General features: G+C 60.5%; 13 protein-coding genes. 7 read left to right on the forward strand and 6 right to left on the reverse strand.

The features are described 5' to 3' along the window. Positions 1–16: 16 nt before the first annotated feature. Both NKH59_RS25010 and NKH59_RS25015 read right to left on the reverse strand, forming a co-directional pair. Positions 17–433: a hypothetical protein gene (locus NKH59_RS25010; RefSeq protein ID WP_352996744.1), complete on the reverse strand. Its 417-nt coding sequence runs from the start codon at positions 431–433 to the stop codon at positions 17–19. A 24-nt stretch (positions 434–457) separates the two neighbouring features. Then, on the reverse strand, positions 458–1,165 hold the full coding sequence (locus tag NKH59_RS25015; RefSeq protein WP_352471670.1) for a metal-dependent hydrolase: 708 nt from the start codon (positions 1,163–1,165) through the stop codon (positions 458–460). Positions 1,166–1,281: 116 nt separating this feature from the next. Between NKH59_RS25015 and ruvX the strand changes: the two genes are divergently transcribed. Further along, complete coding sequence (gene ruvX / locus NKH59_RS25020) at positions 1,282–1,767, forward strand: Holliday junction resolvase RuvX (RefSeq protein WP_352833069.1); 486 nt, start codon at positions 1,282–1,284, stop codon at positions 1,765–1,767. Here the strand turns inward: ruvX and NKH59_RS25025 are convergent. The 3 genes from NKH59_RS25025 to NKH59_RS25035 all read right to left on the reverse strand — a co-directional run bounded on the left by NKH59_RS25025 (position 1,734) and on the right by NKH59_RS25035 (position 4,387). Next, positions 1,734–2,045: a DUF6105 family protein gene (locus NKH59_RS25025; protein WP_352471672.1), complete on the reverse strand. Its 312-nt coding sequence runs from the start codon at positions 2,043–2,045 to the stop codon at positions 1,734–1,736. The two genes, ruvX and NKH59_RS25025, sit on opposite strands and share 34 nt — an antisense overlap. Further along, positions 2,045–2,599, reverse strand: a complete 555-nt coding sequence (locus NKH59_RS25030; protein ID WP_352981132.1) for a hypothetical protein — start codon at positions 2,597–2,599, stop codon at positions 2,045–2,047. The genes NKH59_RS25025 and NKH59_RS25030 overlap by 1 nt, the downstream gene beginning before the upstream one ends. 159 nt (positions 2,600–2,758) lie before the next feature. After that, the gene (locus NKH59_RS25035; RefSeq protein ID WP_352971264.1) at positions 2,759–4,387 is read right to left on the reverse strand and encodes a DNA alkylation response protein; all 1,629 of its coding nucleotides are present in this window, start codon (positions 4,385–4,387) and stop codon (positions 2,759–2,761) included. A 155-nt stretch (positions 4,388–4,542) separates the two neighbouring features. Here NKH59_RS25035 and NKH59_RS25040 point away from each other — a divergent pair, with 155 nt between their 5' ends. From NKH59_RS25040 to NKH59_RS25060, 5 genes are read left to right on the forward strand one after another with little or no spacing between them, the layout of a single operon-like run. Then, positions 4,543–5,505, forward strand: a complete 963-nt coding sequence (locus NKH59_RS25040; protein WP_352448791.1) for an aspartate carbamoyltransferase catalytic subunit — start codon at positions 4,543–4,545, stop codon at positions 5,503–5,505. Next, complete coding sequence (locus NKH59_RS25045) at positions 5,505–6,791, forward strand: dihydroorotase (protein ID WP_352981131.1); 1,287 nt, start codon at positions 5,505–5,507, stop codon at positions 6,789–6,791. The genes NKH59_RS25040 and NKH59_RS25045 overlap by 1 nt, the downstream gene beginning before the upstream one ends. A 58-nt stretch (positions 6,792–6,849) precedes the next feature. Continuing rightward, positions 6,850–7,437 carry a glycerol-3-phosphate 1-O-acyltransferase PlsY gene (gene plsY, locus NKH59_RS25050; protein WP_352981130.1) on the forward strand — a complete coding sequence of 196 codons (588 nt, stop codon included), beginning with the start codon at positions 6,850–6,852 and terminating at the stop codon, positions 7,435–7,437. Next, positions 7,434–8,558: a DNA-processing protein DprA gene (gene dprA / locus NKH59_RS25055; RefSeq protein WP_353023406.1), complete on the forward strand. Its 1,125-nt coding sequence runs from the start codon at positions 7,434–7,436 to the stop codon at positions 8,556–8,558. Before plsY ends, dprA begins: the two co-directional genes overlap by 4 nt. A 46-nt stretch (positions 8,559–8,604) precedes the next feature. Next, the gene (locus NKH59_RS25060) at positions 8,605–9,000 is read left to right on the forward strand and encodes a hypothetical protein (protein ID WP_352981128.1); all 396 of its coding nucleotides are present in this window, start codon (positions 8,605–8,607) and stop codon (positions 8,998–9,000) included. A 165-nt stretch (positions 9,001–9,165) separates the two neighbouring features. Here the strand turns inward: NKH59_RS25060 and NKH59_RS25065 are convergent, their stop codons facing one another. Further along, on the reverse strand, positions 9,166–10,242 hold the full coding sequence (locus NKH59_RS25065) for a type I restriction enzyme HsdR N-terminal domain-containing protein (protein ID WP_352502365.1): 1,077 nt from the start codon (positions 10,240–10,242) through the stop codon (positions 9,166–9,168). Positions 10,243–10,798: 556 nt separating this feature from the next. On the opposite strand from NKH59_RS25065, the gene NKH59_RS25070 reads away from it, so the two are divergent. Continuing rightward, positions 10,799–11,725: an RsiV family protein gene (locus tag NKH59_RS25070; protein WP_352981126.1), complete on the forward strand. Its 927-nt coding sequence runs from the start codon at positions 10,799–10,801 to the stop codon at positions 11,723–11,725. Positions 11,726–11,942 lie beyond the last annotated feature (217 nt).

Raw genomic sequence — 11,942 nt, forward strand, 5'->3', positions numbered from 1 at the left:
CGTGCCTTCAACCGCCCTATGGCATCGCCACGCCGTCGCAGAGGAAATAACTGCCGCCGTTGCCGCTCTGCTCGCCTTCGTCGGCGGCAGGCCGAACCGATACCAGGTCGATCTGCGTCGGGCTCATCTGTGTCAGTGAGAGAACATCGGGAAAGACGTAGCCCGGCTCCTGGCATATAGCGGTCACCGCCCAGCTCGGTGAGCGTGTCGCTTTGGTGATCTGCAGGAATTCACAATTATATTCGATGCTTTCCAGGCCATTTGCCGACAGCACGATATTGCCGCCCTCGATCACCGTCTGCAGCGTATCCTTTTTGGCCTGCGCGCAGAGGTCCTCCGATTGCAGATAGACGCCCTCGATGAAATTTTCCGCGGCCAGCGTCGGCGACGCGGCAACCAGCATTGAAATGCAAAGAGAATTTCTCAAGCGCATCGTATCGTTCCGGACCGGCTTTCTTTACAGCGTAATCGTCTCGCCGATCTTCGGCAACGCAACTTTCACACCCGATCCATCCAGCCCGGCCACGAATTTGTCGGCGGTCTGATCGATCATCGGAAATGTGCCGAAGTGAGCGGGAACGACCGTCTCGAACTTGAAGAAACGCTGGCAGGCAAGGGCTGCTACCGCGCCACCCATGGTGAAGCGGTCGCCGATCGGCACGATGCCGATCTTCGGTTCGTGCAACTCGTTGATCAGCGCCATGTCGGAAAAAATGTCGGTGTCGCCCATATGATAAAGCGTCTTGTCCTCGGGAAAGTGCAGGACGAGCCCGCCCGGATTGCCGAGATAGGTATTCTGGCCACCCTCGCCCGGAAAGGACGATGAATGCAGAGCCTGAACGAAGGTGGTGGTGAAGCCGCCGCAATCGACGGTGCCGCCGATATTGCCGGGATTGATCTGCTTGTCACCGACACCCTTGCCGACCAGGTACATGCAAATCTCGAAATTGGCGACCAGCATCGCGCCGCTCTTCTTGAGCACTTCGACGGCGCCGCTGATGTGGTCACTGTGGCCATGGGTGAGCAACACGTGCGTGATCCCTTCGGCCGGCCCTTCCCAGCCGCCCGCCCATGACGGATTGCCGACCAGATAGGGGTCGATGAGGATTTTCGCGCCTTCGATTTCGATTCTGAATGCCGAATGTCCGTACCAGGTCAGTTTCATCAATGCTTTCCTCGATTTTTGCTTCGGTAGAGGATAGAACGCCGACGGCGAAATTAAAGTGCCGCGCACGCTTTGCGCGTATAGGACGTGCGGCGTCGCGGTCAAAGGAAAAGCCGTTGGGCATCATCACCATCGAGGAGTTGCCGGCCCGGCTGGGCGGCGGCAAGACCCTGGCCGGTCTCGACCTTGGCGACAAAACGATCGGCGTGGCGGTTTCGGACCGCGGCTTGTCGTTCGCGCACCCGCGCCCCGTCATCATGCGCAAGAAATTCTCGCTCGATGCCGCAGTGCTGCTCGCCCTGTTGCAGAAGGAGAATGCCGGCGCCGTGGCAATCGGCCTCCCCATCAACATGGACGGCTCGGAAGGCCCGCGCGCCCAAAAATCCCGCGCTTTCGTCCGCAACATGGCTGGATTGACCGATCTGCCGTTCGTCTTTTGGGACGAAAGGCTGTCGACGGTGGCGGCCGAGCGAACACTGATCGAGATGGATTTTTCCCGCAAGAAACGCGCCGGCAAGATCGATTCAGCGGCGGCCGCTTTCATCCTCCAGGGCGTTCTCGACCGGCTTCAGGCGCTCGGCGTCGATGCCTGGTCGAAATAGCGGTTGCGCATCGCCGTGATCCAGCCACCAATCGTCTTGCGGCGGCGAAATGCCCAGAACGCCACCAGCAGCACCCCGTCGAATACGCAAGCTTTCGCCACCATGCCCGGAATAAGCGCCGGATCAACGCCGAGCATCTGTCCATAGAGCTGGAAGACGAGATCGTGTAATTGGCGGCTCAGCATGACATAGCCGAAATTGATGTCGTTGAGCGACAGAAAGAACCAGCCCCAAAACAAGAGGAGCGGAGCCGCCCACAGCGCGAACAAGGTGCGCATCAGCGGTCATCCCTCGAATCCAGCCGGCCGGAAATGCGGGCAAGCGAGGAATTATGCGCCGCTGCCTTGGCCATGACATGCGCGGCCGCTCGGATTTCGCCGGTCCCTGGAACTGCCGCGGCAACGGTCGACCGCCGCTCCGCGAGCACCGCGACATAGGACGCCAGAAGTGCCGCCAATTGCACCGCGACAATCATGAACAGCCCATTGATGCCTTGCGCGGCGCCGCCGATGACGATCAGCGACAGCACGCCTAAGGCGGAAATGAAGGCGATTCGCATGACGCTGTCGGCGGGATCCGGGTTGGCCGTGTCGCTGGTCAGTGCTTCAACAAAGGCCCAGCAGAACAGCACCGCGACGACAAGCAGTGCCACGGCGAGCGGCGCCACGACGACGGCGTTTTCGAGATCGGCAAATCGAGTGTTCTGGACGGGAACGCCCAGTACGCCAAGGGCCGTCGCCACGCCTCGATTCCCGTCGATGCAAATGAACGCCAGCAGGGCGAAAACGGCCGCCCAATGCAATGCCAGAAAAGAGCTCAGAATATGCCGCATGACTCTCCTGCTTCGCAGGGCAAAGCCGCTCAAGCTGAACAATCCTTGCCTTAACCATAACCCTGGGCTTTGCCACCGGCCGCCGCAATGGAAACCATTCGTTAAGGTTAACGGCCATCCACAGGCTCGCGAGAGCGGCTGCGAATTGGGCGACGGCCCTTAGTTGATCGGCGGGTAGAGCGTATCGATGATCATGCGCGCATCATGGCGGGAATCGATCATGCCATAGGTATTGCGCCACTGGCCGGCGAGGCGCGTTTCGACGAAGGCGTCGGCGATCCGCCCTGCCCCGAGCCTGCGAAGCTCTGCCGCCGCCGCCGACAATGCCAATTGCTCGGTCAAGAGCCGCGCCGAGCCCTCGTCGGTTGCAGCGACCTGCATTGCCGCCTTGAGCACGCCGACGGTGCCGCGTCCGCCGGCGCCGAGATCGCGGTCGATGCCGGCCAGCACGTCATCGAACAGGCCGGGTGCACGCCCCAGCACACGTAGCACGTCGAGCGCCATGACGTTGCCGGATCCCTCCCATATCGCGTTGACCGGAGCTTCGCGATAGTAGCGGGCGAGCGGCCCCTCCTCGACATAGCCATTGCCGCCGAGGCACTCCATCGCTTCATAGAGCAGCGGCGGCGCAATCTTGCAGACCCAGTATTTGACGACCGGCGTCATGGCGCGCGCGAAGGCCGCCTCGCCGCGGTCGCCGGCCGCCTCGTCGAAGGAGCGCGCCAGCCGGAACGACAGCGCGGTAGCGGCGGCAACGTCGAGCGCCATATCGGCCAGCACCCGCTGCATCAGCGGCTGCTCGACCAGATTGGTTCCAAACACCTTGCGGTGACGCGTGTGGTGGACGGCCTCGGCCAGTCCGGCCCGCATGATCGCCGATGAGGCGACGGCACAGTCGAGCCGCGTCAGGGTCACCATGTCCATGATCGTCTTCACGCCCGCGCCCGGCTCGCCGACCATCTCGCCGATAGCGTTGACGAATTCCACCTCCGACGAGGCATTGGAGCGGTTGCCGAGCTTGTCCTTCAGCCGCTGAAAGCGGAAGCCGTTGCCGGATCCGTCGCCGAGCAGGCGGGGAACAAGAAAGCACGACAGTCCCTCCGGCGCCTGTCCGAGCACCAGGAAGGCATCCGACATCGGCGCCGACATGAACCATTTGTGGCCGGTCAGGCGATAAAACCCGCTGCCCGCGCGCTCCGCCCTGGTGACGTTGGCGCGGACATCGGTGCCGCCTTGCTTCTCGGTCATGCCCATGCCGAGTGTCAGCCCGGCTTTTTCGACCGGCGGCTTTTGGCTTTGATCGTATTTGCGCGTCGTCACCCGGGGCGCCCATTCGCGAAACAGCTTCGGGCTGGCCATCAGCGCCGCCAGCGAAGCGCTGGTCATGGTGATCGGGCAGAGATGCCCGGTCTCGAGCTCAGCCGTGAGGTAAAAGCGCGCGGCGCGCACCTGATGGCGGCGGCCTATCTCGGCATCGCCATTCTCCCAGACCGACGAATGCAGCCCGTTGGCGACCGAGCGGCGCATCAGTGCGTGATAGGCGGGGTGAAACTCGACCTGGTCGATGCGCCGACCCTGGCGGTCGTGGGTCCTGAGCTTCGGCGTCTCGACATTGGCAAGACGGGCCAGTTCCTGCGCCTCATGGGTCAGAACGAAACGGCCAAGCCCGTCGAGGTCCTTGCGCACCGGATCGGAAAAGCGCTCGGCTAGCTGGATCAGCAACGGATCGCCCCGCCAGGCGTTGCCGCCGGCCAGCGGCGGCGGCTGGTTGGTCACGTCGTCGGTCACGCTTCGTCCTTATCACCTGAAGTCTGCGAATCCAAAGTCATCGCGGTTTATAGCCTATGGCCGGCGGCGCGCGACGAAAATACCGGGGAGAACCAATCCAATCCCAAGCCGGTGCTTGCAGCCGCGGAGCCTCCCCCCTATAGCAGCGACTTGAGATGACCGACGCATCGTCCCTGCCGCTTTATCCCCACCGCCATCTTCTGGGCATCCGCGATCTTTCCCCTGCCGACATCGAGCTTCTGCTCGACCGGGCGGACAGGGCCGTTGCCATCTCGCGGCAGTCGGACAAGAAGACATCGACGCTGCGCGGCCGCACCCAGATCAATCTCTTCTACGAAGCCTCGACCCGTACGCAATCGTCATTCGAGCTGGCCGGCAAACGGCTCGGCGCCGACGTCATGAACATGTCCGTAGCGAGTTCGTCGGTGAAAAAGGGCGAGACGCTGATCGATACGGCGATGACGCTGAATGCCATGCGTCCCGACATATTGATCATCCGCCATCAATCGGCCGGCGCGGCAGCACTTCTTGCCCAAAAAGTTGGCTGTTCGGTGGTCAATGCCGGCGACGGCGCCCATGAGCACCCTACCCAGGCGCTGCTCGACGCACTGACCATCCGCCGCGTCAAGGGTCCGTTGTCGAAGCTGATCGTGGCGATCTGCGGCGACATCCTGCATTCGCGCGTGGCCCGCTCCAACATCATCCTGCTCAACGCGCTTGGTGCCCAGGTCAGGGTCGTCGCCCCTTCGACGCTTTTGCCCGCCGGCATCGAGAAGATGGGCGTCATCGTCACACGTTCCATGGCCGAGGGTCTGAAGGACGCCGACGTGGTAATGATGCTGCGCCTGCAGCGCGAACGCATGGAAGGCGCTTTCGTACCGTCGGTGCGCGAATATTTCCGCTATTTCGGCCTCGACGCGGAGAAGCTGAAGGCGGCCAAGGACGGTGCGCTGGTCATGCATCCCGGCCCGATGAACCGCGGCGTCGAGATCGCCTCCGAGATCGCCGACGGCCCGCAAAGCGTTATCCAGGAACAGGTTGAGATGGGCGTCGCCGTGCGCATGGCGGTTATGGAAGCGCTGCTCGACCCCCGTCGAAATCACGAGGGCCGCGCCTAATGAGCATTACGGTCTTCCGCCGGGCCCACATCGTCGACCCGTCGCGCGGCATCGATGAGGTCGGCACCGTCATCGTTGAAGGCCGCAAAATCGTTGCCGCCGGCAAGGCGGCCTTGAACCAGGGCGCGCCCGACGGCGCCACCATCATCGACTGCGCCGGCAAGACTATCATCCCCGGATTGATCGACGCGCGCGTCTTCATCGGCGAACCCGGCGGCGAACACCGGGAGACCATTGCTTCGGCGAGCATCGCTGCGGCGGCCGGCGGCGTCACCTCAATCGTCATGATGCCCGATACCGACCCGGTGATCGACAATGTCGCACTGGTCGAGTTCGTGCTGCGCACCGCCAAGGACACCGCAATCGTCAACATCTTGCCGGCAGCAGCGATCACCAAGGGGCTGGAAGGCCGCGAGATGACCGAATTCGGCCTGCTGCGCGAGGCCGGCGCGGTCGCCTTCACCGATGGCCGGCATTCTATTGCCAGCGCGCTGGTGATGCGCCGCGCGCTGACCTATGCGCGCGATTTCGGTGGCGTCATCGCGCATGAAACCCAAGACGCCGACCTCGCTTCGGCCGGCGTGATGAACGAAGGCCTTTACGCAAGCTGGCTTGGCCTTGCCGGCATTCCGCGCGAAGCCGAATCGATCCCCTTGGAGCGCGATCTCGCGTTGGCTCGCCTGACCGGCGGCGCCTATCACGCTGCCAAGATTTCGACGGCTATGGCGGCAAGCGCGGTAGCACGCGCGAAAGCCGATGGCGCCAATGTCACATCAGGCGTGTCGATCCACAATCTGTCGCTCAACGAGAATGATGTCGGCGAGTACCGCACCTTCTTCCGGCTGACGCCGCCGCTGCGCGCCGAGGAAGACCGGCTGGCGATGATCGAAGCGATCAAGGACGGCACCATCGATCTCATCGTCTCCTCGCACGACCCGCAGGACGTCGACACCAAGCGCCTTCCCTTTGCCGATGCCGCGGCCGGCGCCATCGGCCTGGAAACGCTGCTAGGCGCAGCGCTGCGGCTCTATCACAATGGCGACGTGACGCTGCTCCGGCTGGTCGAGACACTGTCGACCGCGCCGGCAAGATTGTTCGGCCTGCCCGGCGGCACGCTGAAACCGGGGGTATCGGCCGACCTTGCGCTCGTCGATCTGGACGAGCCATGGGTCGTCAGCGAGAGCGGCATCCGCTCACGCTCGAAAAACACCTGTTTCGAAGGCGCGCGACTGCAAGGCAAGGTCTTGCAAACAATGGTGGCGGGCCGCACAGTGTTTTCGGCCTAGGACGAAAACAGGCGTCACGGCTTAAAATCCGCTCAGCCAAGGAAAGTTCGGGGGAACAATGGCTTACAGTCCCGTCTTGGCATTGGTGTTCGGCTATCTTCTCGGCTCGATCCCGTTTGGCCTGCTGATCACCCGTGCCGCCGGCCTTGGCGACGTGCGCAACATCGGCTCCGGCAACATCGGCGCCACCAATGTGCTGCGCACCGGCAACAAGAGCTTGGCCGCGGCCACGCTTCTGCTCGACGCCCTTAAAGGCACCGCGGCGGTGGTGATCGCAGGCGGCTTTGCGCCCGAGCTCGGACTTTGGGCCGGCTTCGGCGCGTTTTTAGGTCATCTCTTTCCGGTCTGGCTCGGCTTCAAGGGGGGCAAGGGTGTCGCCACTTACCTTGGCGTGCTGATCGGCCTTGCCTGGCAGGCGGCGCTGATCTTCGCCGTCGTCTGGCTGGCGGTGGCCTTCCTGTTCCGCTTCTCCTCGCTTGCGGCACTGACGGCAGCAGTCGTGGTGCCCATGGCGCTATATTTCCTGAGCACGCCGCAGATTGCCGGGCTTTTCGCGGCGATGAGCCTAATCGTCATCGTAAAGCACCGCGCCAACATTGCGCGGCTGCTTGCCGGCACCGAGGGTAAGATCGGGGCCAAGGAGTGAGCGAGCCCGCCGCCGGGCCGCGCCTCAGCGACCGGCAGCGGCTGAGCTGGCTTCGTCTGATCCGCACGCCGAATGTCGGCCCGGCTTCCTTTCGCGACCTGATCAACCGGTTCGGTTCGGCCGAAGCAGCGCTATCGATGCTGCCCGAGCTGATGATTTCGGGTGGCGCCAAAAAAATCGTCCGCATCCCGTCCATTGCCGAGACCGAGGCGGAGTTGGAGACCGCCCGGCGGGCTGGCGCCCGCTTCGTCGGCATCGGCGAAGCGGATTATCCGCCGCTGATGAAAAGCATGGATCATCCGCCGCCGCTGCTCGCGGTCAGGGGCAATAGCGCGGTGTTCCGCTTGCCAGCGGTCGCCATCGTCGGCGCCCGCAACGCATCGCTGGCCGGCATCAAGATGGCGCGAATGCTGGCGGCGGATCTCGGCCGCGACGGCTATGGCATCGTCTCCGGCCTGGCGCGCGGCATCGATACGGCCGCGCACCAGGGCAGCCTTGCGACTGGCACAATCGGCGTGCTCGCCGGCGGCCTCGATTTGCCCTACCCGCCCGAAAATGCCGGCCTGTGCGACGAGATCGCCGAGCGCGGCGGCGCCATCATTTCCGAAATGCCGTTTGGCTGGCAGCCACGCGCACAGGATTTTCCGCGCCGCAACCGGCTCGTCGCCGGTGCTGCATTGGGATTGGTGGTGGTCGAGGCCGCACAGCGCTCCGGCTCACTGATCAGCGCCCGGCTTGCCGGCGAGATGGGCCGGCTGGTTTTCGCCGTTCCCGGTTCGCCGCTCGATCCGCGCGCCGCCGGCACCAATGGCCTGCTCAAGGACGGCGCCATCCTTGTCACCGAGGCCGCCGATATCACCAGTGCGACAGCGCCGCTGGTCGGCGGCTGGTCGCCAAGGACATCGCCGCTTGAAGAGCCGCCCGACTTTTCAGCAACACCGCCGCCGCGCGAGGACGACCGCGACCGCGTCGTCGAGGCGCTCGGCCCGACGCCGGTAGCAGTCGACGAGATCATCCGTCACACCGGCCTGCATCCCGCTCAAGTGTTCATGGTGCTGCTGGAGCTCGACCTCGCCGGACGGCTCGAACGCCATCCCGGCGGCAACGTCTCGCTGATCTGACCGAGGGCTTGCGCATGCCACGGCAGGCAATCCCGACGTGATCCCGATGGCCGATCCGAGCAACAAACCAAACCAGACGCTGTTCACTCGCACGACGGCCCTCGTCTGGTCAGCGCTGAGCGTCATACTGGCGCTGCAATGGTCGATGGATCTCGGCATGTCGGGTTTTCCCGACGGCTACATAACGCCCTTCGCAAGAGCGACCAGCACGCTTCTGGGCATTCTGACGGCAGCCTGCATGGCCCAGGGTCTCTACTTCTTCCTGGCCGGTGTGTTCGGCAGGAAGGTATGCGCGGTCGGTCTTTGCCTGCAAATCCTTGCCGCAGCGGTTCTCACCGTGGTGCCAGTGCTTATCGTGAAGGATTGTCCGAATTCACAGCTGTGCAGCAGAGCCTATGAGGCACTCACCGGCACGATGATGGACGATGGGGTGGGCGGCTAGCGGAAGACTCCGCGCCGGCAACGCCGCAGGCCCAGAGAGAAACCTCGCGTTGACGGCATGTTCCACATGTCGTCGATCTCCTGCAGTCCCACCATATGCGCTTGCCGGACGGCACTGAACATAGTGTGCCGGACTCTTGCTAAGCAGCACAGAGAATGCAGAGGGTCAGGAAACTATCGATGGTGCGGCGATAGCTCCAGCAAGGTATTCCTTCGCGGTCGCTCGCAAGCGATCGGCGTGATCGTAGATTTCGTCCAACGAGTCGATCTTGACTTTGTCTTCCTTCTCGCCATCGAAAAGCCCGAGATATTTTACGGTCCTGTTGAACCATAGTCGGGCCAATGGCTTGCGATTGTTGTTGTCGACAAGGATACCGCAATAGCTCTTCTGGTCGCGCATGATTACCCTTGCCGGTTTCAGAAGGTCGCGAACGATTGCGCGGACGACCATAAACCCCTCGCGTTCGTCCTCAGTGGTGACGACTTCTTCTTCGGCGCCAATTCCGTCCGTGCCAATCTCCGAAACCTCAGTTTCAGCCAACGCAGTGGATAGACGCGACTGGACGGATTCCCGAACAATCTCGCGAAAAGCTGCTTTGACCATAGGTGTGAATTGCTCCTTAACTTGGCCCGTGAATCGACCCTGGTAAAGTCCAACTGTCACCATCCGAACAAAATCCTCAGGCGGATTCTCCATCACACTCCCAATCTCTTTCTTGATTGCAGAAGTGTATTTCAATCGATGAGCGGACTGGAGGATTCCATCTACGTTGAAATCAGCTTTCGCGAATTTCTTCAGTTCTGATGTCAATTGACCTTGTAGGTCTGACAGGTCGAATGTGAGGAACGGGCGATCATCGAGCTTGTTCGGTGCAACCAAGTCGGTGTGGAAGTGAAAGGCGCGGCCATTTGTCAGGATAGCAAATTTGGCGTTGGTGACGGAAAAGTATCGGTACAGCTGCGCGAGATGCACTCGATCGAGTACCGTGGTGATCGGTTTGCATTCGACAAGAATCCTGATCTCCCCGTCGATTTTGATGGCGTAGTCTACTTTCTCCCCTTTCTTTCCAACTGCGTCGGCGCAGAACTCGGGGATGACCTCATCAGGATTGAAAACGTCGTAATCTAAAGCTGCCAAAAACGGCAGTACTATTGCCGTCTTTAAGGCCTCCTCGGTAAGCATTGCGCTGGAATGCGTTTTAATACGGTCGGCCAGAACACGGAGTTTTTCTTCAACACTCATAATCCCCTCCCTCGAATGTTGACGGAGGATCGTGCAAAAGAGCCGTTTGCGCAAGTCGATCTGAGCTTTAGGGGCTTGCAGCGTGCTAGATAGGTGAAACGTCCGTTGCCGCATGCCCATCGGCGGTCAACCGTTTCGCCGCCTGGCAAGCATTCGACAATATGCTCCCGCCAACCATTGAGTCCGTCCAAAGAACTTTTTGAAGCCTGCGCTGGTCGCATTTTTGGTCGCCGGCGCTCGGGTTCGCCGCCTAGATTCCGGTGGGTCACACCCCTATAATTTCGACGATTCGCAAGAGAGGACTGGCTATTGGACAGCACTTTTCAAGTTTTCATTAGCTATGCCAAGCCGGATCGCGAGGCCGCCGGTGAGTTGTACGACTGCTTAAGCAAAACGGTTTTGACAGCTGGATCGACTTCAAGAAAATCAAGGGTGGGCAAAATTTGGATTTTGAAATTAAACGCGCCCTGGATAGATCAGGCATTATATAGTAATTCTTTGGTCGAAAAATTCTCGCGACCGCAGAGGTTATATCCAACGGTGGCTAAGAATTTCCTTGGACAAATACCAAGAGAAGTTGATTGATGACATTTTTATTATACCTGTAATTCTTGACGAAAGTCCTATTCCTGACCAACTGAAGGGTATTCAAGCTTTGTTCGCCATCCAATCTGGCTTCAAAGAGGCGTTATCCGACGCGATAGCGCACCAGATCGAGCGATTGGGTGGTGAGCGGGAGCGCGTGCAGTTGGATCAGGAAATCACCTGGCACCCCACTTTGATAAAGGAAGAGTGGGAGGGAATGCCCGGTTATTCCGTTGAACTTCAAATATTAGAATTCTCCTCCACGACAATTCCAAACATCATACAAATCGGCCAGCATGTTAAAGGTGTATTGCTCGAACACTTATTTTCCAATCGCCGAACTAAATTCGAGCAGGACTCAGCTTCTTACAATTATGCCCAGGATAAATGGTCTCGGACGAACACTTTCGATGCCCGCTGCGGTGACCCCGTGTTTTGCCACAAGGTCCTGACCCTTCTATATCGCATTAATTGGTATGGTGCCGGGGCAGCGCACGCTACGCACGGCCATAGAACTTTGGCGTTTCTGCTCGAACCACTTATCAGAATCGAATCGCTCGAAAGCATTTTCGTTACGCCAGACCTGGCGTTTCCAATTTTACAGAAGGAAATCCGTAAGCGGCTGGTAAATTACAATCCGGGGGGAAACAAGGAGCCAGAGCCCGGCGAAACGGTCGGTCTTGAGGAGGAGTGGGTAAACGGGGGAACTGAGAAGTGGTCCGACTTCGGATCATTCGCTTTCAGCGAGAACAGCCTTGATATTCACTTCTCCTCCTATCAAGTCGCGTCCTACGCAGATGGCACGCCTCACGTCTCAATTCCTTATCCCCTAATCGTAAAAATGATGCGCCAAGAGTATATCATCGCCCTCAACCTGACGAGATACACCTACGACTAGCGCCGCTCTGCCGTGAGCCATCTCGGCAGCTCGCCTAAAGTTGTTACCTATTCGCCATTGAGATCCGCAAATTCAGCAAGACCGGCAGAAAGCTAAGCTATTGATTTTGCGCGGCCTGAGACATAGGTGACGTTTGTACCGGACACATGGGTAACACTTTTGGCTTTTGGCCGGAGGTGTTGATGCCGTGGAGAGAGTGTTCGGTGATGGAGGAACG

Source organism: Mesorhizobium sp. M0998 (genome assembly GCF_040318885.1).
In the GTDB taxonomy this organism is placed as follows: Bacteria; Pseudomonadota; Alphaproteobacteria; order Rhizobiales; family Rhizobiaceae; genus Mesorhizobium.

Excerpts from the sequence above, each read along its gene's own strand:
- NKH59_RS25010 (WP_352996744.1), bottom strand. The coding sequence starts at position 433 with ATGCGCTTGAGAAATTCTCTTTGCATTTCAATGCTGGTTGCCGCGTCG.
- NKH59_RS25015 (WP_352471670.1), bottom strand. The coding sequence starts at position 1,165 with ATGAAACTGACCTGGTACGGACATTCGGCATTCAGAATCGAAATCGAA.
- NKH59_RS25025 (WP_352471672.1), bottom strand. The coding sequence starts at position 2,045 with ATGCGCACCTTGTTCGCGCTGTGGGCGGCTCCGCTCCTCTTGTTTTGG.
- NKH59_RS25030 (WP_352981132.1), bottom strand. The coding sequence starts at position 2,599 with ATGCGGCATATTCTGAGCTCTTTTCTGGCATTGCATTGGGCGGCCGTT.
- NKH59_RS25040 (WP_352448791.1), top strand. The coding sequence starts at position 4,543 with ATGACCGACGCATCGTCCCTGCCGCTTTATCCCCACCGCCATCTTCTG.
- NKH59_RS25045 (WP_352981131.1), top strand. The coding sequence starts at position 5,505 with ATGAGCATTACGGTCTTCCGCCGGGCCCACATCGTCGACCCGTCGCGC.
- plsY (WP_352981130.1), top strand. The coding sequence starts at position 6,850 with ATGGCTTACAGTCCCGTCTTGGCATTGGTGTTCGGCTATCTTCTCGGC.
- NKH59_RS25060 (WP_352981128.1), top strand. The coding sequence starts at position 8,605 with ATGGCCGATCCGAGCAACAAACCAAACCAGACGCTGTTCACTCGCACG.
- NKH59_RS25065 (WP_352502365.1), bottom strand. The coding sequence starts at position 10,242 with ATGAGTGTTGAAGAAAAACTCCGTGTTCTGGCCGACCGTATTAAAACG.